We start from the raw sequence: 21,400 nt of genomic DNA on the forward strand, positions 1-21,400 counted from the left end.
GATTTGCTTGCCGCGACGGGTTATTTATCTGTTTTGCTTATATATCTGCGCAACCGCGACCAACATGATACCAAGTTCCACCACGCCGCGCCTGATTCTCGCTTCGGGCTCCGCCTACCGCCGCGAACTGCTGGCGCGCCTGCGGCTGCCTTTCGAAGCGATCGCGCCCGACGTCGAGGAAACCCCGCTGCCCGGTGAAGCGCCTCAGGACACCGCCCTGCGCCTGGGCCAGGCCAAGGCGCAGGCGATTGCCGCACGCCACCCCGGTGCGCTGGTGATCGGGTCCGACCAGGTTGCCACGCTCGACGGCGAACAGATCGGCAAACCCGGCGACCACGCGCGCGCCCTGGTGCAACTGCAGAAGATGCGCGGGCGCGAAGTCGTGTTCCATACGGCGCTATGCCTGTGGGATGGTCGCGCGGCAAACCCGGCCGGGGCGCTTCAAATCGAGAACGTCCAGGTTTTCGTGCAGTTTCGCGACCTGCCCGATGCCGAGCTGGACGCCTACCTGCGCATCGAGCAGCCCTACGATTGCGCCGGCAGCGCCAAGAACGAGGGGCTGGGCATTGCCCTCCTCGAACGCATCGCATCGAACGACCCCACCGCCCTCACCGGCCTGCCCCTGATTGCCCTGACTGGCATGCTGCGCCGCGCCGGCGTGGCCTTCTTCGGCATTGACGAACGTCTGGCAAAACCGTCATAGCTGCGTTGCAGCTCCTCGCCGTACCGTCGTACTGTCTTCGTCGCTGCGCCTTGCTCTGACAGTTTTGTCAGGCGTTCCAAACCTTTTCTGATTACTCCATGCCTGGCACTCTCTACCTGATTCCGAATACCCTTGGTCCCACCGACGCCGTCTCCGGCGCCCTCTCCCACGTCCTGCCCGGCCAGGTGCAGGCGATCACCTCCCGGCTCGGCTATTTCGTGGCCGAGAACGCCAAGACGGCACGCGCCTTCCTGAAACTGGTCGCGATCGACCACCCACTGGCCAAGCCGCTGCAGGAAATCCGCATCGCCGAACTGAATGTGAACACGCCGCCGGCCGCGCTCGCCGACTTGCTGGCGCCGCTGCTGGCGGGCGAAGATGGCGGCCTGGTGTCGGAGGCCGGCGTGCCCGGCGGTGGCCGACCCGGGCGCGGACCTGGTACGCCTGGCCCACCAGCACGGCGTGCCGGTGCGGCCGCTGGTCGGGCCGTCGTCCTTGCTGCTGGCCGTCATGGCAAGCGGCCTGAACGGCCAGAGCTTCGCCTTCAACGGCTACCTGCCGACGGATGCGGCGGCGCGCACCAAGCGCATTCGCGAGCTGGAAGCGCGCTCGCGCGGCGAAAAGCAGACGCAACTCTTGATCGAAACGCCGTATCGCAACGGCCAGATGCTCGAGGCCCTGGTCGCCAGCTGCCAGCCGGGCACGCTGGTGTGCGTGGCGACCGACCTGTCGCTGCCGAGCGAGACGGTGCGCACCCAGACGGCAGCCAAGTGGAAGGCACAGCTGGCAAGCGGCAAGATGCCGGACTTTCACAAGAAGCCGACCGTGTTTTTGTTCCTGGCGTAAGGTGTGGGGCTCTACCCAGGTGCCTGACCATCCCCGCCTATATTAGAACGCGTGCTCGGCTGCCGACAGCGGCGCCGCCTACGCGTTCGACTGCCGACAGCGGCGCCGCTTAGGCGTTCAAGCAGCGGCTGCTCCGCCGTATCGCCCCAACGACCGCACTCAAGCCGCTTCGTGCACCAGCTCGCTCACCCAGTCGAAGGCAGCCAGTTCGATCTCGCGCACCTGCTTCGAGGTCAGGCCGAGCTTGCGCAGTTCGGCCGTGAACTGGCGGCCTGTGTCAGCCTTTTCCAGGCGTTCGACCACGTTGAGCATGGCGCCGAAGTCGCCCCCGCGTTCGAGCAGGGCGGCGCGCACATCCGCAGTCAGCTCGACATTGTCGAGAATGTCGGCCATCGGCATCGAAAACAGCGCATCGGCCAGGGACATGATGCCGACCGTGAATGCGCGCTCGGCGGCGGCGATGTCGCCCGGGCGCACCTGCAGCGACATCAGTTCGAGCAGCTTGCCGCGCGTGGTGGCCAGCTGCAGCAGCGGCGAATTCAGTTCCACCGCGCTGCCGGGCATGGTGTAGAGCAGGATCTGCAGCCAGCGCTGCAATTGTTTGCGTCCCAGGCGCGCCAGCGCGTCGGCAATCGATTCGATCCGCTCCTCCGGCACCGTGGCACGGCTGTTGACCAGGCGTAGCAGGTTCAGGCTGATCAGGGCATCGCGCTTGACCGCGGTTTCGATGACGTTGTCGTCGGCGTCCGAGTTGACCAGCTCCAGCAGGCTCAGGATCACCAGCTCCGACGGCGTGATGCGGCGCCCGCTGAGGATCACCGGCCGCGCGAAATAGTAACCCTGGAAATATTCGAAGCCCAGCTCGAGGCAGCGGCGGAACTCCTCGACCGTCTCGACCTTTTCCGCCAGCAGCTTCTTGTTGGCGGCGAGCATGGAGGCGGCCAGCGGCGCCAGCGCATCCGGGGCGATGCCCTGCAAATCGATCTTGATGACGTCGACCAGGCCCAGCAGCTGGTCGACTTCCTCGCTGTGGTTCACCACATCGTCGAGCGCGAACTTGAAACCGAGCTCCTTGAGCTCGGCCACGCGGGCCAGCAACTGCTCGGTCGGCTTGACGGTTTCGAGGATTTCGAGGATAACTTTATGTGGAGGCAGGAAACGTACGAAATCGCTCATCAGGACGACATCGTCGACGTTCACGAATGCCAGCTTTTGACCGACCACCGTCTCCAAACCAAGCTGGGACGCGTGGGAAATGACGGCGGCGGTGGCCGCCGCGCCATCGGTCAGACGCGCGTCATCATGCTCGGCCGCGGCGCGAAACAGCAGTTCGAAGGCAACCAGATGCTGGTCGCGTCCAAGGATAGGCTGGCGCGCCAGGAAAAATTCGTCGGACGGCACGGTTGCTACCGCCCTTACTTCGGCATGCATGAGAGCTCCTGAAAACAATTGCTGCGCAGCAGGCGCAGCAAGAGGCACGCGCGGCACGCGCACCTTTTCCGACTATACACCAAAACGCCAATCTTTACATTTTTACATCGAAACGGCACGCTTTCGCTTAGCGTCGCTGTTGCGCAAACGCGCCGCTATGGATGCAACGTCCAGCTGGCGCGCACGGTGGACAGCCGGCATGCGTCCGGATCGCGAAAGCTGGGAATCGACTGGAACAGGCTGGCCCTGACCCACGCTCGCTGCAGGCAGGTAACCAGGAGCCAGTAAAGGAGGGAAATTGCTGCGGCCCGCGGAAAGCGCAAAGCCGCGAGCGGCACAAAAAAAGCGGCGCATCCGGGGCGTGATCCGCTGTTGAACAACGGGAACCCATTCATGGGCCGCTGCCAGGAACGCAGGCCATGCAAGCCCGGGCCTGGCCGGCAGCGAGAAAGGCGGCAACCCGGGCAACAGGCTCCGCTTGAAAAGTTCAGCGTTTGCCGCGCGTGCCGCTACGTGCCTGGCCGCCTTCTGGACGCGCTGCCGGCCGTGCGGCGTCGCCGCGACTGCCACGATTGCCGCCATCGCGCGCTTGCTGGTCGGCATAGCGCGCGCGTGGCGCGGTTGGGGCGCGGGACGGATCGAAACGTTCATCCGGGCGGGCACCGCCTTCGCGGACGCGCGGCGCCGGTTTGGCATCGGGACGCGCCGCCCCTCCCCCCCGCTCGGGCGCGAAAAGCGCTTGGCACGCGCCGCGGTGCCGGCCTTGTCGGCACCGGCACCGTCCGGCCGTTTTGCCTCCGGCTCGGCACGTTGGGGTGCCGCCTGGCCCGGCAGGCGCAAGCTGCCCACGCCCGACAGCGGGCTGGCACGGCGCGCATTGCCGACCGGCTGGCGCGCACTGCCGCCGGCACCGACCCGTCCTGCCGCCGCGCCCGTCACCTGGGTGCCGCGCTCGATCAGGAAGCTCGCGCCGGCATCCTTGCCCAGCACTTTCACCAGGTAAGGCATGACTTCGCGCAGGAGCGGCTCGAGGGTGTAAGGCGGGTTGAGGATGAACATGCCGCTGCTGTGCAGGCCGAATCCGTCCGGGCCCGGCGTCGATACGGTCAGCGTGACGTGCAGCCACTCCTTGGCCGGCAGGCGTTTGAGCCTGTCGGCGAACTGGCGCGACTCCATGCGCTGCAGCACCGGATACCAGACGGCATAGATACCCGCCGGGAAGCGGCCGAGCGCTTCTTCCAGCGCGTCCTTGACCCTGCGGTAGTCGTCTTTCACCTCGTAGGGCGGGTCGATCAGCACCAGGGCGCGGCGCGAAGGCGGCGGCAGCAGGGCCTTCAGGCTCAGGAAACCGTCGCCGCGCTCGATCATGACGCGCCGGCCACGGCTGCGCTCGCCCTGCTCGGCCTTGTGCGCCTCGGCCTTGCGGAAGTTCTCCGCCAGAATCTTGCTGTCGGCCGGATGGAGCTCGAACAGGCGCAGGCGGTCGTCCGGCCGCGTCATCTGGTCGGCCACGTAGGGCGAGCCCGGGTAGTAGCGCATCTTGCCGCTGGGGTTCATCGCCTTGACCAGGTTGACGTACTCGGCCAGGGCCGGCGGCAGGTCGGTGCGGGTCCAGAGCGGACCGATGCCGGTGTCGAACTCCGCGTTCTTGGTGGCGTAGGAACTGTCGAGCGCGTACACGCCGGCGCCCGAATGGGTGTCGATATAGGTGTAGGCGGTGTCCTTCTGATTCATGTACAGGTGCAGTTGCGCCTGGACGAAATGCTTGAGGACGTCGGCGTGATTGCCAGCGTGAAAGCCGTGGCGGTAGCTCAACATAGGGGAATTCCAATCAAAGAGGTCAATGCGGCGGCCGCGCGAGGCGGCGCAATACCGTCATTATCCATCACAACCGCGCCATGCCGTAAATAATCGCGGCTGGAAAGAAAAAGCCGCGGCTCCGAGGCCGCGGCTTCTTTATTGCACGGCGCATCCGGCCAGGGCCGACGCGCCATGCCTCCCCTTCAAGGAAATCAGGCGACTTTTTTCTCGTCGAAGAACTGTTCGTCTTCCGTCGAGCCATGCAGCGCCGTGGTCGAGCTCTGGTTCTGCTGGATGGTCTGGGTGACGGCATCGAAGTAGCCGGTGCCGACTTCGCGCTGGTGCTTGACTGCGGTGAAGCCCTTCTCGGCGGCGGCGAATTCCGCTTCCTGCAGTTCGACGAAGGCCGACATCTGGCGGCGGGCATAGCCGTGGGCCAGGTTGAACATGCCGTAGTTCAGGGCGTGGAAGCCGGCCAGCGTGATGAACTGGAACTTGTAGCCCATCGCGCCGAGTTCTTTCTGGAACTTGGCGATGGTGGCGTCGTCCAGGTTCTTCTTCCAGTTGAACGAAGGCGAGCAGTTATAGGCCAGCATCTTGCCCGGGAATTTGGCGTGGATGGCTTCGGCGAACTGCTTGGCGAAGGCCAGGTCCGGCTTGCCGGTCTCGCACCAGACCAGGTCGGCGAACGGCGCATAGGCCAGGCCGCGCGAAATGGCTTGCTCGATGCCTGGACGGGTCTTGTAGAAACCTTCGACGGTGCGCTCGCCGGTGCAGAATTCCTTGTCGTTGTCGTCCACGTCCGAGGTCAGGAGGTCGGCCGCTTCGGCATCGGTACGGGCGATCACCAGGGTCGAGGTGCCCGACACGTCGGCCGCCAGGCGCGCCGCGGTCAGCTTTTCGACGGCTTCGCGGGTCGGCACCAGTACCTTGCCGCCCATGTGGCCGCATTTCTTGACGGAGGCCAGCTGGTCTTCGAAGTGCACGCCGGCGGCGCCCGCTTCGATCATCGACTTCATCAGTTCGAAGGCGTTCAGCACGCCGCCGAAGCCGGCTTCCGCGTCGGCCACGATCGGGGCGAAGTAATCGATGTCGTCCTTGCCTTCCGACCATTGGATCTGGTCGGCACGCTGGAAGGTGTTGTTGATGCGGCGCACGACCATCGGCACCGAGTTGGCCGGGTACAGCGACTGGTCCGGGTACATTTCGCCGGCCAGGTTGGCGTCGCCGGCAACTTGCCAGCCCGACAGGTAGATCGCCTTCAGGCCGGCCTTCACCTGCTGCATGGCCTGGTTGCCGGTCAGTGCGCCGAGGGCGTTGACGAAGGGCTCTTCGTTAACCAGGGTCCACAGCTTCTCGGCGCCGCGCTTGGCCAGCGTGTGTTCGATCTGGACCGAACCGCGCAGACGGACGACGTCCTCGGCGGTGTAGTTGCGCACGACACCCTTCCAGCGTGGGTTGTTGTCCCAGTCGTTTTGCAAGGCTGCGATCTGCTGTTCACGAGTTGCCATTTGATTCTCCTGATAGTGAAAATGCTGAGTTGCTAAGTGAAATCCGTTAGACAAATCATAGCCCAGCTTGTGCAGAGCACAATTACTCTTATATAAGACATGAGAATATTTTTTTATTCTTATGTTTCAATGGCTTACCGCTTGTTTTTCATGATGCGCAATGAAATTTCTCAAAATGGGAATACCGCTGCCGACTTTTCTGCTGCGGCTTTTCATGAGATGGCAATGGTCTTTCACGATGTGAAATATTGAGCTGAGCAGCAGGCGCGAACGGCCGGCGCGGCCGTCGCCCCTGTCTTGAGGTCGGGCATCGCCGCAGGCAGCGGTGCACCTGACAAAAAAAGGGCGCATCGCTGCGCCCTTCCCGTTGGCTTGATACCAGCTTACTTCGCCAGTTCCACCTGCGGCTGCTCGCCGAAGACCAGCTGGCCGGCCCGCACCCGCACGGGAATCGTGTCCTTCGGCCCGAAGCGGCCGGACAGGATCGCTTTCGAGAGCGGGTTCTCGATCTGCTGCTGGATGGCGCGCTTGAGCGGACGGGCACCGTACACCGGATCGAAACCGGCTTCCGCGATCTTTTGCAGGGCATCCTCGTCGATGTCGAGCGTCATTTCCATCTTGCCCAGGCGTTCTTCCAGGCCACGCAGCTGGATCTTCGCGATCGCACCGATGTTCTTCTCATCCAGCGCGTGGAATACCACGATGTCGTCGATGCGGTTGATGAACTCGGGACGGAAGTGTCCGCGCACCTCGGCCATCACGGCCAGCTTCACCACCGCCGGTTCGTCCGTGTCCATCGACTGGATCTTGTGCGAACCCAGGTTCGAAGTCATCACGATCACCGTGTTCTTGAAGTCCACGGTGCGGCCCTGGCCATCGGTCATGCGGCCGTCGTCCAGCACCTGCAGCAGCACGTTGAACACGTCCGGGTGCGCCTTCTCGATTTCATCGAGCAGGATCACGCTGTAGGGTTTGCGGCGCACCGCTTCTGTCAGGTAGCCGCCCTCCTCGTAGCCGACATAGCCCGGCGGCGCGCCGATCAGGCGTGCGACCGAATGCTTTTCCATGAATTCGCTCATGTCGATGCGGATCATCGAGTCCTCGGTATCGAAGAGAAAAGCTGCCAGCGCCTTGCACAGCTCCGTCTTGCCCACGCCCGTCGGCCCCAGGAACATGAAGGAGCCATAAGGACGGTTCGGGTCGGACAGGCCGGCGCGCGAACGGCGGATGGCGTCCGACACCGCCTCGATGGCCTCGTCCTGGCCGACCACGCGCTCGTGCAGCTTTTCCTCGATGTGCAGCAGCTTGTCGCGCTCGCCCTGCATCATGCGCGAGACGGGAATGCCGGTTGCGCGCGAGACCACTTCGGCGATCTCCTCGGCGCCCACCTGCGTGCGCAGCAGCTTGGGCTTTTCAGCCGCGCCATTGTCCTGGCCGGCCACTTCCTCGGCATGCTTCAGTTGCGCTTCCAGCTGCGGCAGCTGCCCGTACTGCAGTTCCGAGACCCGCTGCCAGTTCGACTGGCGCTTGGCTTCCTCCATCTGGTGGCGGATGCGCTCGATCTCTTCCTTGATGTGGGTGGTGCCCTGCACTGCCGCCTTTTCCGCCTTCAGGATCTCCTCGAAGTCGTTGTACTCGCGTTCCAGGCGCGCGATTTCCTCGCCGATCAGGTCCAGGCGCCGCAGCGAGGCCTCGTCGGTTTCCTTGCGCACGGCTTCGCGCTCGATCTTCAGCTGGATCAGGCGGCGCTCGAGCTTGTCCATCACTTCCGGCTTGGAGTCGATCTCGATCTTGATTTTCGAGGCCGCCTCGTCGATCAGGTCGATCGCCTTGTCGGGCAGGAAGCGGTCGCTGATGTAGCGGTGCGACAGCTCGGCCGCCGCGATGATGGCCGGGTCGGTGATCTCGACCTTGTGGTGCAGCTCGTACTTCTCCTGCAGGCCGCGCAGGATGGCGATCGTCGCCTCCACGCTCGGCTCGTCGACGATGATCTTCTGGAAGCGGCGCTCGAGCGCGGCGTCCTTCTCGACATACTTGCGGTACTCGTCGAGCGTGGTGGCACCCACGCAGTGCAGTTCGCCGCGCGCCAGCGCGGGTTTCAGCATGTTCCCCGCATCCATCGCGCCTTCGGCCTTGCCGGCGCCGACCATGGTGTGGATCTCGTCGATGAAGACGATGGTCTGGCCCTCGTCCTGGGCCAGTTCCTTCAGCACGGATTTCAGGCGCTCCTCGAACTCGCCGCGGAACTTGGCGCCCGCCAGCAGGGCCGCCATGTCGAGCGAGAGCACGCGCTTGCCCTTCAAGGAATCGGGGACTTCGCCATTGACGATGCGCTGTGCCAGGCCTTCGACAATCGCCGTCTTGCCCACGCCCGGTTCGCCGATCAGGACCGGGTTGTTCTTGGTACGGCGCTGCAGCACCTGGATGGCGCGGCGGATCTCGTCGTCGCGGCCGATGACGGGATCGAGTTTGCCCAGGCGGGCACGCTCGGTCAGGTCGAGCGTGTATTTTTTCAACGCCTCGCGCTGGCCTTCGGCATCCTGGGAATTGACGTTCTCGCCGCCGCGCACGGCCGAAATCGCGGACTCGAGCGACTTGCGTGCCAGGCCATGTTCGCGTGCCAGGCGGCCGGCGTCGGACTTGTCGTCAAGTAGCGCCAGCAGGACCATCTCGCTGGTCAGGAACTGGTCGCCGCGCTTCTGCGATTCGCGGTCCGCGAGGTTCAGGAGGGCCATCAGTTCGCGGCCCGGCAGCACTTCGCCGCCGGTACCGGAGACTTTCGGCAGGCGCTCGAGAGCGCTCTTCAAGGCATTGGTCAATGCGCCGACATTCACGCCGGCGCGCTGCAGCAGCGAACGGGGACCGCCATCGTCCTGGTTGAGCAGGGCGACGAGCAGGTGCACGGGTTCGATGTACTGGTTATCGTTGCCGACCGCGAGGCTCTGGGCATCGGCCAGCGCTTCCTGCAGCTTGGTCGTCAGTTTATCTTGTCGCATTTCTGTTGCTCCCTAGAAGTATGGTGGGCGGACATTCGACGATGTCGCAGGCCCTTATCTAGGGAACAAAATTGGGGTCAAGGGAAACTTTTCAAGATCTCCGGCAAATCGGGACGCGGGCCGGGCCGACGAGGGGTGCTTACAGCGCCGGCCAGCGCTGGACCAGACCGATCAGATGCACGATCCCGAAACCGAGGCAGATGAGGGAGCTCCAGACGACGAACGGGGTCATCGGCTGTCCCATGGCGTGCATCGCCGGCGCGAAGGCGACCGCGCGCACCAGGTAGATGGCCGTGATCAGGACCGGGGCCGGGCGCAGCAGCGGCAAGGGCGGGATGGCGCCGGCGCCCGCGAGCGCATACGCCGACCAGGCGCCGAGCACGGCGGCGATGGCCAGCGTCACCGGGGCCGGCATGATGCGTCCCCGGGCGGCTGCAGCGGCCATGTCTTCGCCGGCGCCAAAGAAGCGGTACCAGGCGGGTCCGCCGGCGATGATCGCCAGGTGCAGCAGGGCCGCGCAGGCGCTGAGCGCGGCGCCGGCCAGGAGATACATGTTGGGGGCTTGCGGCATCGAGTTCATGGCATGCGGGTGCGTGGTTCCGGGCGCGGGCGCGCGCAGCCGCGGCGCCCGGCAAGCCCGGGCTCACTCCTCGTACGCCTTCGCGCTGCCCGGCACCATCGCCAGGTCGCGCACGTTCTTTTGCTATGCATCTTTCTTTTCGTAAACATCCCGCTTTTCAGACTTTTCTCTCCCGCAAAAATGGCTCGGTGTGGATAACTTATGTCCGGTAGCGGCGAAAAACTGTAAACAAGTCGCGTGAAAAAAAGTTGTTTACAAATACGCGGACGCGCTCCCTTGCGGCTGGGAGTGCCCACGCGCAATACGTTGCCTTACAGCCACTTTGGACGCGCGGGTCGGCGACGGCGTACTGGGGTGGTCCCAGTAAGGACATCGCGCTAGATACCATAGTTTCATGCTACGACCTGATGCTACCGCGGACTGCTATATTCCTTGACGATGACTCTGAGGGCAAGGTAGATTAAGTCGCCTCAATACCTAGAACGCCTCGCGATAAGATGCACTTTACTTAAATGGCGTACGAGAGAGTCTTCTAGCTACAGCAAACTTCCGACCAATTCGACTCTTGGTTATGTAGTTACAAAACCTAGAAAAGTGGCTGGATAGATTTCGCGCCCAGCTCAACCAGTTCAAACTCAATTCCTCTTGTGACTTCCTTGAAAACCTCAGGGGACTCATCAAACGAAGCAGCTACAATTCCTTGAAGCAATGGAGCACCAACAATCTGCAATAATAGTGCTCGCTGACTAGATTGCGCCATTGAATGCTGTCCCGGCTCATCAAACAACAGAATACCAGGATGGCGCCCACCGCCGCCTGGCAAGGACGACGCTTGATGTAATGCTAGCAAATAGCTAAGTATCAAGCGCACAAAATCACTTGCACTGGAGTCTGCCTTAATATCTGTCTTAATTTCTCGCAGTTCGATATTCTGTAAAAACGGAACCAAGGTTTCGTCGTTCACATGGATGTCTTTGACCTCAGCACTCTCATATTCGAATGAGCTTGCGTTAGCACGAAATAGTTTTTCGAATACCCGAATCTTTCGTTTATCCTCGTCGGAATAATACTCCTTTGGAACCATCTTTCGTCGGCTCTGATTGGCTTGGAGCTGTTTAGCGAGCATTTGAAACTTGTCAATCAACTTGGCAAGCTCCGTTTGTACGGTTTGCAGTCGCTCAATCTCCGTCTCGATTTGAACCTGCCTGCGGATTAGCGCTCGCGATTCAACAGCATCGGTAGCCACGTCAGAACGAAGCGCAGCAAGCCATTCACGGGTCTCACTCATTTTTCTGCTCAAATCGTGGATGAGTGCGTCGCTCTCCGCCGCTGCATTTCTGCCGCCCGCAATCTGCCGCTCAAGCATTCGCGCCTGTTTTTCCAAGTACAGGACGTTCGTTTCGAGGTCCATTTGGGGCCCCTCAATTAACCCAGTGAGCAGTGAATCTTCCACCGTCTGATGACATGTCGGGCATCGGTCACTCGCTAGCGCTACTTCGAACTCTTCAGCACCAAGCTTTCTTAATTTAAGAGCTGTCCTGTTGCGAGCAAGGTCATCCGCAGCCTCTCTGTAGAGTAACTCATACTCTTTCACAGATGCCCTTTGGTAGGCCTGCGTACTCACAGCCGTATCATACAAATTTGCTAGCCGGAAAAGCTCCTTTTTGCCGAGGTCCAACGCAGATTCAGCTTCGCTCGATTTCGGTTCCGGGCCAGTGGTAGTTCGCTGTTCAATTCTCTCGTGCTCAGACTTTAGTTTCGCTATATACGTGTGCAATGGGAACAGCTCGTCACCATCTCTCTTTTGCACTACAATTTCGCTTGTGAGAAAGAGTGCAGAGACTTTGGAGGGAACATTCGCAACATCAAAGCTGTTATCTTGGCTAATGCTCTGCAAGGCCTGAAAGGCGGAGTCCCACGCCGTTGCAATCACCACTGATTCGGCGTTCAGACGGTTGCGCTCAGCATTAGTCGAAAATACATCAAGGTCAAGTAAAAATTCGACGACACGAGTGCGCGCGTCTCTTATACCGAAGAACGGGATGTTTGCAATATAGTCAGTCCATCCCCGCTTCTGCTCAACAGCGATAGCAGCGAAGATTGCCTGCAAATAAAGCTTTGTACTACCGCCGCTAGTAGTCGGAACACTAGGAAGTTCATAACCCAAGAATTTCTCGAGTAGATTATGAAATCCTTCAGCCTTTTGTGCGCCGCCGGCATCATGCAAATAGGTCGGGCGTATGCGTGAGGTGTGCGGCCGGTCAGTAAGCCAAGTCCCGTCTAAGACCTCAATCAGCTTAGAACTCTTCTGCGGGTCACGAATTGCCCGGCGAAATGTGAGTACCTCACCTGAGCCATTCGTAACCTCCAAGTAAACCTCGGAAGCAAGCACCTCAATACGGCGCCCGTCATACATGAAGTGGTCCTTGGTCGCATATGGGAGGATAGCTTCGTTTTTTCCGCCAGCGATTTCTTCCATCCCGAGCGCATACAGAAGACAAAGAAAAAGCGTACTCTTGCCTGATGAGTTGTTACCTCTAATAATAGTTAATTTTTTTCCGAACTTTACGAAGAATCCGAAATCGCCTTCGCCAGTTGCCACCCGCAACTTAACCGCGTTAATGCGCATTTTAGTTCCAATCTTTAACGACTTTATCGACCATTGCTTCTGTAATACCCTTACCGATGACAGCCAAATCCGTGCGCTCTTTGGAAAATATTTCAGCGTCTTTCAAGGCTTCTTTAATGAAACTCGAGCCGTGGTCAGTCAACTGATATCCGTTTGAAATCGATTCTATGAATCGCTCAGCAATAGCGTAACGCAATGCGATTGCCAAAGCGGGGTCAAACCCCCATGCTGGAACTAACAAAGTACTGCGAGCTGCTGCCTCACGCAACGCAACAATTCGTCGTTCTGATTTAAGTGCCCAGTTAAAAAGATGCAGTCGGAGTACACTTGACTTCTTCCCGCGCGAGAAGTGCAAGACAAGAAGTATTTGGGCAATTTTGTAAAGTGGCCGGTGCTCAGGTAATACGGGTGTCGGGCGGCGTATGAATTTTAGTTTGGCCATGCAATTCAGTCGAAATCTAGTTCACAAACTGCAAGCCATCGAGCTACGATGTGCCGTGAGACTCGTTCTGCTTCCGTTAAATCGACCTGCGGACTTAACTGTGTCGTAATCCTGTGCGTCAGGCCATCTCTTACCCTGGCAACTAATTCTTCCGCCGGTCCAGACCAAGTGTCAGTGAGTTCAGTCACCGCCAACTCATATTCGCTTACAATACGCATTAATTTGATGTACACCGCTGGAGCTAAGCTATTTATTCGACCTAACACTGCGCCGTGCTCCAAGAAAGCCGATTGAGTCTGGTCAAACAGTGAATCTAGTCTTCGCTGAAATTGAGGATGAGCGGATTTTGGAGCGAGTCGGACTTCGGTTTTGCGTCGCAAATTTGCTTCATATTCTCCCGGGGGGCCACTGAGACTCGGCAACAGCCGAGGACCGACGTCAAAATTTAACGCCTCTCCGTTCAATGAGCGAATAGCATTAATTTCTGTATGGTAGTAGTCTGCATCACGCAAATAAATCGTGAACGCTGGGTCGAGTATCGGTAGATTCCAAGAACGTACCTCCAACTCTTTCGTTCTCGCGTGCGATATAAGCTTATGACGGTCAATCTCAGGAGTTACGAAGTGCCACTCACGGATTTTTAGTGAACCAATCCGCTGAGCAATTTCGCTCGAATAGGTACGAAGTTTCGCAAGGTCGGTCGTAATTTTATCCCGCTGCTTTTCGTATAATTCAGTAGGGTTATAATTGTGGTCCGGGCAGTAACACTGAAAGCCTATTCCACTTTGAAGTGTAAAACCCTCGAGACCAAAGTCACCTGGAGAAGCCGGGATTTCGTGGTATCCTGCGCTTTCATATTTTCTTTTGAAAACGAGCTGGCACAGACTTTCCCAGGATTTGCCATCGAATAGCCCGATTTTGGTTACTAGCATGCTGCTCCATTTCGAATACGCGACGACCTGTCGAACTCACAATAGGCTTTAGAAGACAATCTACTAACGAAGTCTATCGACAGACCACTGAAATGTCCACAAGTAACATTGGCTTGACGGCAAGTCCAGTGTTATATCCCTGCAGGCTGATTGCGATGCGCCTCAGCACCTGCTAGCGGCAAACCATGAAAAGTGACATCAGCACGTCGTTAGGTGGCACAACGAAGTCGGTCTTTTTCGTTTGCTCAGGCAAGAGAAGTGGCCCGGGGCCATGGCATTCGGACCAGAAGAGGTAGTACAAGCGTTGCTTGATGAATCCTCCTGTATTGATGACACAAGCTCGCCAGTTCCCTTGTGAGGTTCGGAGCTGCTCATCTTGACGCAGGCGCCCTCGACCGAGCTGTCACTATTTGCCATCTGTTCGCACCTGCCGTGGACGTGCGCCGTTGGCTAGAAGGTCGTAACAAAAACCACCGTCTCATCAGGTAATGGCAACTTGGCGTTGAAAAACTAGCTAGCGTTGAAGTCGCTCGATAAACATTTCCCAGAAGTACTCTGAGGCCCCCTGCTCTGATAACTGAGAATTTTGGTTGCCACGATGGAACTGCATACCCATCGGTTTGAAATGCATAGCTTGACTGTCGGACTCAATAGTAAGCATTTCGTTGAACGAGTTTGCCCCTGCGTCGGCGCCATATGAAAATGCTAGCGATGAAGAGCCCCTGCCAAGACCACCGATGCGTATCGAGCACTCAGCGACGGTTTTCCCTTCACGATAGACAACCGCAGAGAACGCTTGACCGCTCAGCGGCTGGAAGCGTACTTGGATGCCTGTGTTGCGAGCGGCAAGCTCTTCTAGCGAGGCGCTGAAAAACTTAGCCATGAATTCAAACGTGTCGTGCAAGAACTTATCACGGTCAAAGTCCGTGAAGTCCTTCTTGAGTCGCAGATTGCTAGACCTTGGCCTTTCCTGCGCTGACTGCTCCAACGCCTGCGTGGTACTAAATGCAGCCGGTTGGCCGACATCTGCCGCAGGCCGCGCGATGCCCCACGCTGACTCGCCCCTTTCTTTCGACGTTGTAGCTGTTGGGGTTGCACGAGCCATATCCTCGATTGCCGTGCGAATCTGACGGGCTACGTCCGTCCACGCCTCTGCCTGATTCGGCCATGTAGTCACAGCTTTACCATCTTTCGGGACAGCGAGCAGTTTGCCGAACGGTGCGGGATGCCAGTCACATGGTTCAAGAATCACAGGAATGACGCGGGCGCTGCCTTCAGCATGCCTCTCAAGAGCTCTCTTCATCTCAACGGAAAAGCAATACCAAGAGGCAATAAAATCCGCACTTACCAGCAAGAGAATAACGTCAGCGGTCTCGAGATTTTCCTTAATAGATGAGTCTAAATCAGAGCCAGCCGTAATTCCGCGGTCGTGCCATGTCTCGATTAACCCTTGATGTTTCATCATGGAGAGGTGCACTTCGAGCCGGTCCCGCAGCGCCTCGTCGGCATGACAGTAAGAGAAAAAAAGTTTAGCCATCGTTGATTCTCTTAAGCAGTTGTATGGTGTCGTTTGTGGCAGCCGCTGTCGGTGGCCGAGGCGACATCGCTCAGGTTCTGCAGAATGCCGCACTGCTGGACGAGATGAGGTTGCTCACACTGATGACGCAACGTCATCAGTTGCTTCTCCAGACTTTGAAGCTTCTGCATTTGGATGCGGACTAGCTCGATGTGGTGGTCAAGCAAGTCATTGACGCCTTGGCATCCGCTGGTCGGCTGCGCTTGGAGCTCTAAGAGCACGCGGATATCAGGGAGTCCCATCTGTAACGACCGACAGTGGCGGATGAACTGGAGCCTCTCAAGATGCGACGCCATGTATTGTCGATATCCGGAGTCGCTACGCGACGGCTCCGGCAGCAGTCCAGCCTTCTCATAGTAGCGAACGGTCTCGACGTCGCACCCCGTTTGCTTAGCCAACTCACCAATGCGCATAAATCCTCCAAAACGCTTGACCCCGTAGTTACTACAGGGTTTCTAATGGAATCATACTCGAATTTGAAAGTACTCACATGACCCCCGAACGTAGCAAGGATTGCTGTTCCCTAGCTCCTGCTGATGCTGCTCAGGCGCCTACTTTGGAATTACGTGAGCAATCGGTTGCGGAGGTTGACTCGGCAGATGAGCTGGCGACTGCTTGCTGCTCAAACGACAGTGCAATCCCGCATGCACTAAGCCGCTTTTCGTCGAATTCGCCCTTAGACGATGGAACGGAAAATCGTTCAGCCAGCCCGGCAGCTGCCTCATGTTGCGCGGCGAACGGACAAGCCACAACGACCGCTGAGGACGCGCCCTTGCCGCCTGTAGGAGCGGAAGTTGTGCGGTATCGCATCTCGAACATGGACTGCCCCACCGAGGAGCGGCTCATCCGTAACAAGGTCGAGCCGATAAAAGGCGTTCTTCAACTCGACTTTAACCTCATGAGTAGAACGCTTACGGTCCACCATGAGCTCATGAGTCCAGACCCCATCTCCGCTGCCCTACGGTCTGTCGGAATGAACGCGGAGCTAGTCGACGAAACTGCAGCGACTCAGCGTAACGATGGCGCGTCGGCGGGCCTCACGACGAGTCAAAAATCCCTGTTAGCAGTGTCTGGAGTCACCGCAGCGGCTGCGGAAGCGTTTGCTTGGACAACACACACGGACTCCTCCCCCCTCGTGATAGCCCTGGCGTTTATTTCTATCGCCACCGGCGGCATTCCAACTTTGAGGAAAGGGCTAATCGCGCTACGAACCCTCACTCTTGATATCAATTTCCTGATGAGCCTCGCGGTCATCGGCGCAGTTGTAATCGGTCAGTGGCCAGAGGCCGCGATGGTCGTCTTCCTCTTCGCTGTCGCCGAGCTAATCGAAGGCCTATCACTCACCCGGGCGAGGAACGCCGTCCACAGTCTCCTCAAGCTCGCACCTGACGTGGCAAACCTTCGGTCACCTAACGGTGAACTGCGCGAAGTACCGGTCGAAGCGGTACAAATCGGCGACGTCCTTCTAGTGAAACCTGGTGACCGCATCCCGCTAGATGGCGTCGTCCAGGCCGGCGAGTCCTCAGTAAACCAGGCACCTATTACAGGCGAAAGTGTACCTGTCGACAAAGGAGCCGGTGACCAGGTTTTTGCCGGAACCATCAATGAGCGAGGAGTCCTGGAAGTCAAGGCAACGTCGGACAGCCGAAACAGCACCCTCGCCAAAATCGTTCGAGTAATCGAGGAAACGCAGAGCAATCAGGCGCCGACCCAGCGTTTTGTCGACGTTTTCGCGCGTTACTACACTCCTGCCGTGGTTCTCCTGGCGTTGTCGGTCGCGCTAGTTCCGCCTCTGGTATTTGGAGGAGAATTTGTCCCATGGCTCTACAAGGCCCTAGTCCTTCTGGTCATCGCCTGTCCTTGTGCCCTGGTCATCTCTACGCCGGTGACCATCGTGAGCGGCCTCACTGCTGCAACAAGGATGGGCATCTTGGTGAAAGGTGGCCAGTTCCTTGAAACCGGCTACAGACTTCGAGCTATGGCTGTAGATAAAACCGGTACGCTAACGACCGGCCGGCCGAAAGTCACCGAAGTAGCTACGATGTCGTCCCTCTCAAGCGAAGACGTTCTGCGTATTGCCGGTAGTCTGGACATGAATTCGTCGCATCCCTTGGCGAGTGCGATTGTCGCTGCCTCCGTGTCAAATGGCGCACCGATGCCCGTATCGTCCTTTGAATCGCTGCCAGGACGTGGAGTTCGGGGCACCGTCGGCGGAGTGGCATACCACTTGGGTAACCAGCGATTGATAAGGGAACTGGGCCTCATTACTCCCGCGGTAGAACAAGTCCTCGGCAGCCTCGAAGAAAAAGGGAAGACGACAGTCATCCTGGCCGACTTCGCGTCAGTTCTAGGGGTGATTGCAGTGGCCGATTCAGTTCGTCCGGAAGCCGCGCTGGCAATTGACCGGTTGAAGCAGATGGGCGTTACCACTGTAATGCTCACCGGCGATAACGAGCGAACAGCACAGCATGTAGCAAAGCTAACTGGGATTGGCACTGTTCTCGCGCAGCTTCTGCCGGAGCGGAAGCTAGAAGAAGTAGCAGAACTTCAAAGGCAATTCGGTATGGTTGGCATGCTTGGTGACGGCATTAACGATGCTCCAGCGTTGGCCAAGGCAGACATCGGGTTTGCTATGGGGGCTGCCGGCAGCGATACCGCCATCGAGACTGCAGACGTTGCGCTCATGAACGACGACCTTACAAAACTTGCTTCGTTTGTTTCCCTCAGCCGCTCGACCCATGCGATTCTGATTCAGAACATAGTCCTTGCTCTCGGCATCAAAGCAGTCTTCTTTGCTCTTGCGCTAGCTGGTTCTGCGACGTTGTGGATGGCCGTGTTCGCTGACGTCGGAGCAAGCTTACTGGTCGTCTTCAACGGACTTCGCCTGCTGAAACCTAGCAAAGCTAGGTCGTAGACCGCGCCGATATTGTGAGCCCACACTTTGCCTTAACCATACTTATGCTATCGTCCGCACCGTGAAAAGACTTCTCCTCATCCTGTTAATGTTCGTGCTGCCTGCCCAGTATTCTTGGTCAGCCGCTGCCTCATATTGCCAGCACGAGACCGGAGCTAGTCTGCATTTCGGGCATCATGCGCACGAGCATAAGGCGCAGCTCGGCGAGGCTGACGACGATGGAGAGATGGAAAAAGCGCATGCGGACTGTGAATATTGTCACCTCTTCTCTCACGCATTTTTCACCTCTGTGTCTGATGGACCTCCAGTCCCTGACGCACGTCAGCATGCGGCGCACGGAGCACTGAACTACTCATCACATATCCCAGAGGGCCCCTCAAAGCCCGACTGGCATTTCGTCGCCTAACAGCGACGAGACTCCCTCCGTTAGTCCCTAACAAGGGGTCCCGTCGAATTTCGTCCAAATTTCGGAGAATTCGATGTATCGACCAATCATTCCACTTCTTGCGGTGGCATTGAGCTGTCCAGCTCTCGCGCAAATAACGGCACGCCCGCCTGCGCAGCTCGGGCATACGATGCCGTCAAATGCTGCAAACCAAACTCGTGAAGCGTCAGGCGCGTTATCCCTACAAGCCGCGCTTCGCTTGGCACTGCAGGCCAACCCTGAACTCCGCGCAGCGGAACATGAGGTCCTAGCCGTAGAGGCGGCCACCATGCAGGCCCGGGCATTACCGAACCCAACTCTTGAGATTGGAGTCGAGGGCACCAGGCGCGAGACAAGAGAAACTACTGTTCAGCTCAGCCAACCGCTTGAACTAGGCGGCAGACGTTCCAGCCGTGTGAGCGCAGCTGAACGGGCCCAGGACGCGGCACGGGCGGACCTGCGCGTCAGCCGAGCCGCGGTCCAGGCTGACGTCATTACGGCATTCATGAACACAGTGGCGGCACAGGAGCGTTTGCGACTTTCCCAGGAATCGCAAGACGTCGCCGACAGAGTGACAACTGCGGTCTCCAAACGCGTCCAAGCAGGGAAAGCCTCGCCCGTAGAGGAAACCCGGGCACGTGTCGCGCAGTCGTATGTTCGTCTCGAGGTCTCCAAAGCGCAGAGTGAACTAAACAACGCTCGGCTTGCCTTGGCCTCTACGTGGAAAAACCTCTCTCCGCAATTCCAGCATGCCGTTGGCACGGTATCCAATCTCCCAGAGCTTCCAAGCTGGGAGGTGCTAGCTGCTAAGTTCTCGTCCTTGCCTGCAGTACTGCGCGCTCGTGTCGAAGTGGCTCGTCGCGAGGCCCTCGTCGCAGTTGAACAGAGCCGGCGTACTCCCGACGTCGCCATAACGGCCGGCGTAAAGCGGTCAGCTGAGCTGGGTCGAAATCAGGCAGTCTTTGGCCTGTCGGTACCTCTACCTCTATTCGATAGGAACCGTGGAAACGTCCTTGAAGCACTGCGTCGAACAGATGTTGCAAAGGATGAGTTCGAAGCTGCGGAGACCAAGACCTACAACGAACTTACCCAGGCGTACGAACGACTGCGCGTGTCTCGTCACGAGGCTAAGGTACTCGCCTCCGAAATTCTTCCGGGTGCCCAAAGCGCATACGACGCTGCCGTTAAGGGCTTTGAGTTCGGCAAGTTTGCCTATTTCGATGTGCTAGATGCCCAGCGCACTCTTATCCAATCGAAAGCGGATTACCTGCGTGCCTTCACCGAATCGCATCGTGCTGCCGCGGACATCACACGTATTACCGGCGTAGACATGCCGAACATCGAACACTAAGAGAAGAAAATGGACAGCAAAATTTCAAAGAAACAGCTGGCATACATCGTCGGCATCGTAGCCGTGGGCGTCGTCCTGGCGCTTCTCATTATGTTGACCAAGCCTCGGGCTCCAGCCGCCGAGGCAGGTGAGTCAGAGCATGCGGAGGAACAGGTTGTGAGTAAGGCGGAAGGCAAAGCCGGTGAAGACGCTCATGAAGCCGAAGAGGCGCATTCCGACAGCGTCAAGCTCACGGACGCTCAAATCTCAGCTTCAGGAATCAAGGTGTTAAAGGCCGGGCCAGCTACGATTCGTTCTACGCTTACTCTTCCGGGAGAGATTAAGTTCAATCAGGACAGGACGGCACAGGTTGTCCCACTCCTTGAGGGAACCGTACAAGCTGTACACGCGGACATCGGTCAATCAGTGAAGAAGGGGCAAGTGCTGGCCGTTATCGCGAGCGTGGAACTCTCCGACCTGCGTAGCCAACTGTTCACCGCCGAAAAGCGATTATCGCTTGCCAAAACGACCCTCGCGCGCGAGAAGAAACTGTGGGAAGAAAAAATCTCGGCAGAGCAGGACTATCTGCAGGCCCGCCAAGCGATGCAGGAAGCAGAAATCGACTATCGCAACGCGGAGCAAAAGCTGCGCGCTCTCGGCTCCAGCGCCTATTCCAAAGGCGGGTTGAACAGCTACGAACTCCGGGCTCCCTTCAACGGTGTAGTCGTAGAAAAGGCCGTCTCCATGGGTCAATCTGTCAAAGAGGACTCATCCCTCTTTACCATTGCCGACCTCGCCACGGTCTGGGCAGATGTCGCGGTGCCGGCCAGTGACCTTAGTAACGTGCGTGTTGGCGAGCAAGTCACGGTTAAAGCAAGCGCGCTTGAAACTGAGGCCGTCGGGAAAATCGCATACGTCGGCTCACTGCTCGGTGCTGAAACTCGCACTGCCACCGCCCGCGTTGTCCTTCCCAATCCCGCCCTATCCTGGCGTCCAGGATTGTTCGTCAACGTCGAGGTACAGCTTCAGTCGAATCAGCGGGAAGCCCAGGTCACGGTTGCAGCGGCTGCGCTTCAAACTGTTGAAGAGAAGCCGACGGTATTTGTCCGTGTGCCTGGAGGCTTCCGAGCGGAGCACGTGACGCTGGGCCGTAGAGATACTGCCACGGTCGAGGTGACGAAGGGGCTCGCCCCAGGAACCGAGTACGCTGCCGGCAACAGCTTCGTAATCAAAGCGGAGCTGGGTAAATCCAGCGACGAAGATTCTCATTAAGGCGGAGCGCACTC

Annotated in this window: 16 protein-coding genes and 1 pseudogene; 6 read left to right on the top strand and 11 right to left on the bottom strand. The window is 58.7% G+C overall.

Annotation, left to right across the window (positions count from 1 at the left end; translation table 11 throughout):
- Positions 1-64 precede the first annotated feature (64 nt).
- Positions 65-703, top strand: a complete 639-nt coding sequence (locus G4G31_RS19130; protein WP_182988956.1) for a Maf family nucleotide pyrophosphatase — start codon at positions 65-67, stop codon at positions 701-703.
- A 98-nt stretch (positions 704-801) separates the two neighbouring features.
- Positions 802-1,549 (top strand): annotated as a pseudogene (locus G4G31_RS19135) (SAM-dependent methyltransferase).
- 159 nt (positions 1,550-1,708) lie between these two features.
- Here G4G31_RS19135 and G4G31_RS19140 read toward each other — a convergent pair.
- The 11 genes from G4G31_RS19140 to cadR form a co-directional block, all read right to left on the bottom strand.
- Positions 1,709-2,980, bottom strand: coding sequence for an EAL and HDOD domain-containing protein (locus G4G31_RS19140; RefSeq protein ID WP_182988957.1), 1,272 nt, complete (start codon positions 2,978-2,980; stop codon positions 1,709-1,711).
- 102 nt (positions 2,981-3,082) lie between these two features.
- Positions 3,083-4,798 carry a 23S rRNA (adenine(2030)-N(6))-methyltransferase RlmJ gene (locus G4G31_RS29455; RefSeq protein ID WP_182988958.1) on the bottom strand — a complete coding sequence of 572 codons (1,716 nt, stop codon included), beginning with the start codon at positions 4,796-4,798 and terminating at the stop codon, positions 3,083-3,085.
- A gap of 194 nt (positions 4,799-4,992) precedes the next feature.
- A complete protein-coding gene (aceA, locus tag G4G31_RS19150) occupies positions 4,993-6,291 on the bottom strand; it encodes an isocitrate lyase (RefSeq protein ID WP_182988959.1) in 1,299 nt (432 codons plus the stop codon).
- A 126-nt stretch (positions 6,292-6,417) separates the two neighbouring features.
- Complete coding sequence (locus G4G31_RS19155; RefSeq protein ID WP_182988960.1) at positions 6,418-6,642, bottom strand: hypothetical protein; 225 nt, start codon at positions 6,640-6,642, stop codon at positions 6,418-6,420.
- A 32-nt stretch (positions 6,643-6,674) separates the two neighbouring features.
- Complete coding sequence (gene clpB, locus G4G31_RS19160) at positions 6,675-9,287, bottom strand: ATP-dependent chaperone ClpB (RefSeq protein WP_182988961.1); 2,613 nt, start codon at positions 9,285-9,287, stop codon at positions 6,675-6,677.
- A gap of 139 nt (positions 9,288-9,426) precedes the next feature.
- Positions 9,427-9,867, bottom strand: coding sequence for a hypothetical protein (locus G4G31_RS19165; RefSeq protein ID WP_229425114.1), 441 nt, complete (start codon positions 9,865-9,867; stop codon positions 9,427-9,429).
- A gap of 586 nt (positions 9,868-10,453) precedes the next feature.
- Positions 10,454-12,496, bottom strand: coding sequence for an AAA family ATPase (locus G4G31_RS19170; RefSeq protein WP_182988962.1), 2,043 nt, complete (start codon positions 12,494-12,496; stop codon positions 10,454-10,456).
- Between the two features lies 1 nt (position 12,497).
- Complete coding sequence (locus G4G31_RS19175) at positions 12,498-12,938, bottom strand: hypothetical protein (RefSeq protein WP_182988963.1); 441 nt, start codon at positions 12,936-12,938, stop codon at positions 12,498-12,500.
- Between the two features lie 5 nt (positions 12,939-12,943).
- Positions 12,944-13,870: a hypothetical protein gene (locus tag G4G31_RS19180; protein ID WP_182988964.1), complete on the bottom strand. Its 927-nt coding sequence runs from the start codon at positions 13,868-13,870 to the stop codon at positions 12,944-12,946.
- Between the two features lie 514 nt (positions 13,871-14,384).
- Positions 14,385-15,407 (bottom strand): toll/interleukin-1 receptor domain-containing protein, encoded by a 1,023-nt coding sequence (locus G4G31_RS19185; protein ID WP_182988965.1) that lies wholly within the window; start codon positions 15,405-15,407, stop codon positions 14,385-14,387.
- A gap of 11 nt (positions 15,408-15,418) precedes the next feature.
- Entirely contained in the window at positions 15,419-15,859 is a 441-nt protein-coding gene (gene cadR, locus G4G31_RS19190) for a Cd(II)/Pb(II)-responsive transcriptional regulator (protein WP_182988966.1), read from the bottom strand.
- Positions 15,860-15,936: 77 nt separating this feature from the next.
- Here cadR and G4G31_RS19195 point away from each other — a divergent pair, with 77 nt between their 5' ends.
- The 4 genes from G4G31_RS19195 (at position 15,937) to G4G31_RS19210 (ending at position 21,386) form a co-directional block, all read left to right on the top strand.
- The gene (locus tag G4G31_RS19195; RefSeq protein WP_182988967.1) at positions 15,937-18,360 is read left to right on the top strand and encodes a cation-translocating P-type ATPase; all 2,424 of its coding nucleotides are present in this window, start codon (positions 15,937-15,939) and stop codon (positions 18,358-18,360) included.
- Positions 18,361-18,448: 88 nt separating this feature from the next.
- Positions 18,449-18,766, top strand: a complete 318-nt coding sequence (locus G4G31_RS19200; protein WP_229425643.1) for a DUF2946 family protein — start codon at positions 18,449-18,451, stop codon at positions 18,764-18,766.
- A 73-nt stretch (positions 18,767-18,839) separates the two neighbouring features.
- Positions 18,840-20,135, top strand: coding sequence for a TolC family protein (locus G4G31_RS19205; RefSeq protein ID WP_182988969.1), 1,296 nt, complete (start codon positions 18,840-18,842; stop codon positions 20,133-20,135).
- A gap of 9 nt (positions 20,136-20,144) precedes the next feature.
- Complete coding sequence (locus G4G31_RS19210) at positions 20,145-21,386, top strand: efflux RND transporter periplasmic adaptor subunit (RefSeq protein WP_182988970.1); 1,242 nt, start codon at positions 20,145-20,147, stop codon at positions 21,384-21,386.
- The last annotated feature ends 14 nt before the right edge of the window (positions 21,387-21,400 follow it).

This window comes from Massilia sp. Se16.2.3, assembly GCF_014171595.1.
In the GTDB taxonomy this organism is placed as follows: Bacteria; Pseudomonadota; Gammaproteobacteria; order Burkholderiales; family Burkholderiaceae_D; genus Telluria.

What these genes read in the sequence shown, in the direction of transcription:
- G4G31_RS19130 (WP_182988956.1), top strand. Translation starts at nt 65, where the DNA reads ATGATACCAAGTTCCACCACGCCGCGCCTGATTCTCGCTTCGGGCTCC.
- G4G31_RS19140 (WP_182988957.1), bottom strand. Translation starts at nt 2,980, where the DNA reads ATGCATGCCGAAGTAAGGGCGGTAGCAACCGTGCCGTCCGACGAATTT.
- G4G31_RS29455 (WP_182988958.1), bottom strand. Translation starts at nt 4,798, where the DNA reads ATGTTGAGCTACCGCCACGGCTTTCACGCTGGCAATCACGCCGACGTC.
- aceA (WP_182988959.1), bottom strand. Translation starts at nt 6,291, where the DNA reads ATGGCAACTCGTGAACAGCAGATCGCAGCCTTGCAAAACGACTGGGAC.
- G4G31_RS19155 (WP_182988960.1), bottom strand. Translation starts at nt 6,642, where the DNA reads ATGCGCCCTTTTTTTGTCAGGTGCACCGCTGCCTGCGGCGATGCCCGA.
- clpB (WP_182988961.1), bottom strand. Translation starts at nt 9,287, where the DNA reads ATGCGACAAGATAAACTGACGACCAAGCTGCAGGAAGCGCTGGCCGAT.
- G4G31_RS19165 (WP_229425114.1), bottom strand. Translation starts at nt 9,867, where the DNA reads ATGAACTCGATGCCGCAAGCCCCCAACATGTATCTCCTGGCCGGCGCC.
- G4G31_RS19170 (WP_182988962.1), bottom strand. Translation starts at nt 12,496, where the DNA reads ATGCGCATTAACGCGGTTAAGTTGCGGGTGGCAACTGGCGAAGGCGAT.
- G4G31_RS19175 (WP_182988963.1), bottom strand. Translation starts at nt 12,938, where the DNA reads ATGGCCAAACTAAAATTCATACGCCGCCCGACACCCGTATTACCTGAG.
- G4G31_RS19180 (WP_182988964.1), bottom strand. Translation starts at nt 13,870, where the DNA reads ATGCTAGTAACCAAAATCGGGCTATTCGATGGCAAATCCTGGGAAAGT.
- G4G31_RS19185 (WP_182988965.1), bottom strand. Translation starts at nt 15,407, where the DNA reads ATGGCTAAACTTTTTTTCTCTTACTGTCATGCCGACGAGGCGCTGCGG.
- cadR (WP_182988966.1), bottom strand. Translation starts at nt 15,859, where the DNA reads ATGCGCATTGGTGAGTTGGCTAAGCAAACGGGGTGCGACGTCGAGACC.
- G4G31_RS19195 (WP_182988967.1), top strand. Translation starts at nt 15,937, where the DNA reads ATGACCCCCGAACGTAGCAAGGATTGCTGTTCCCTAGCTCCTGCTGAT.
- G4G31_RS19200 (WP_229425643.1), top strand. Translation starts at nt 18,449, where the DNA reads ATGTTCGTGCTGCCTGCCCAGTATTCTTGGTCAGCCGCTGCCTCATAT.
- G4G31_RS19205 (WP_182988969.1), top strand. Translation starts at nt 18,840, where the DNA reads ATGTATCGACCAATCATTCCACTTCTTGCGGTGGCATTGAGCTGTCCA.
- G4G31_RS19210 (WP_182988970.1), top strand. Translation starts at nt 20,145, where the DNA reads ATGGACAGCAAAATTTCAAAGAAACAGCTGGCATACATCGTCGGCATC.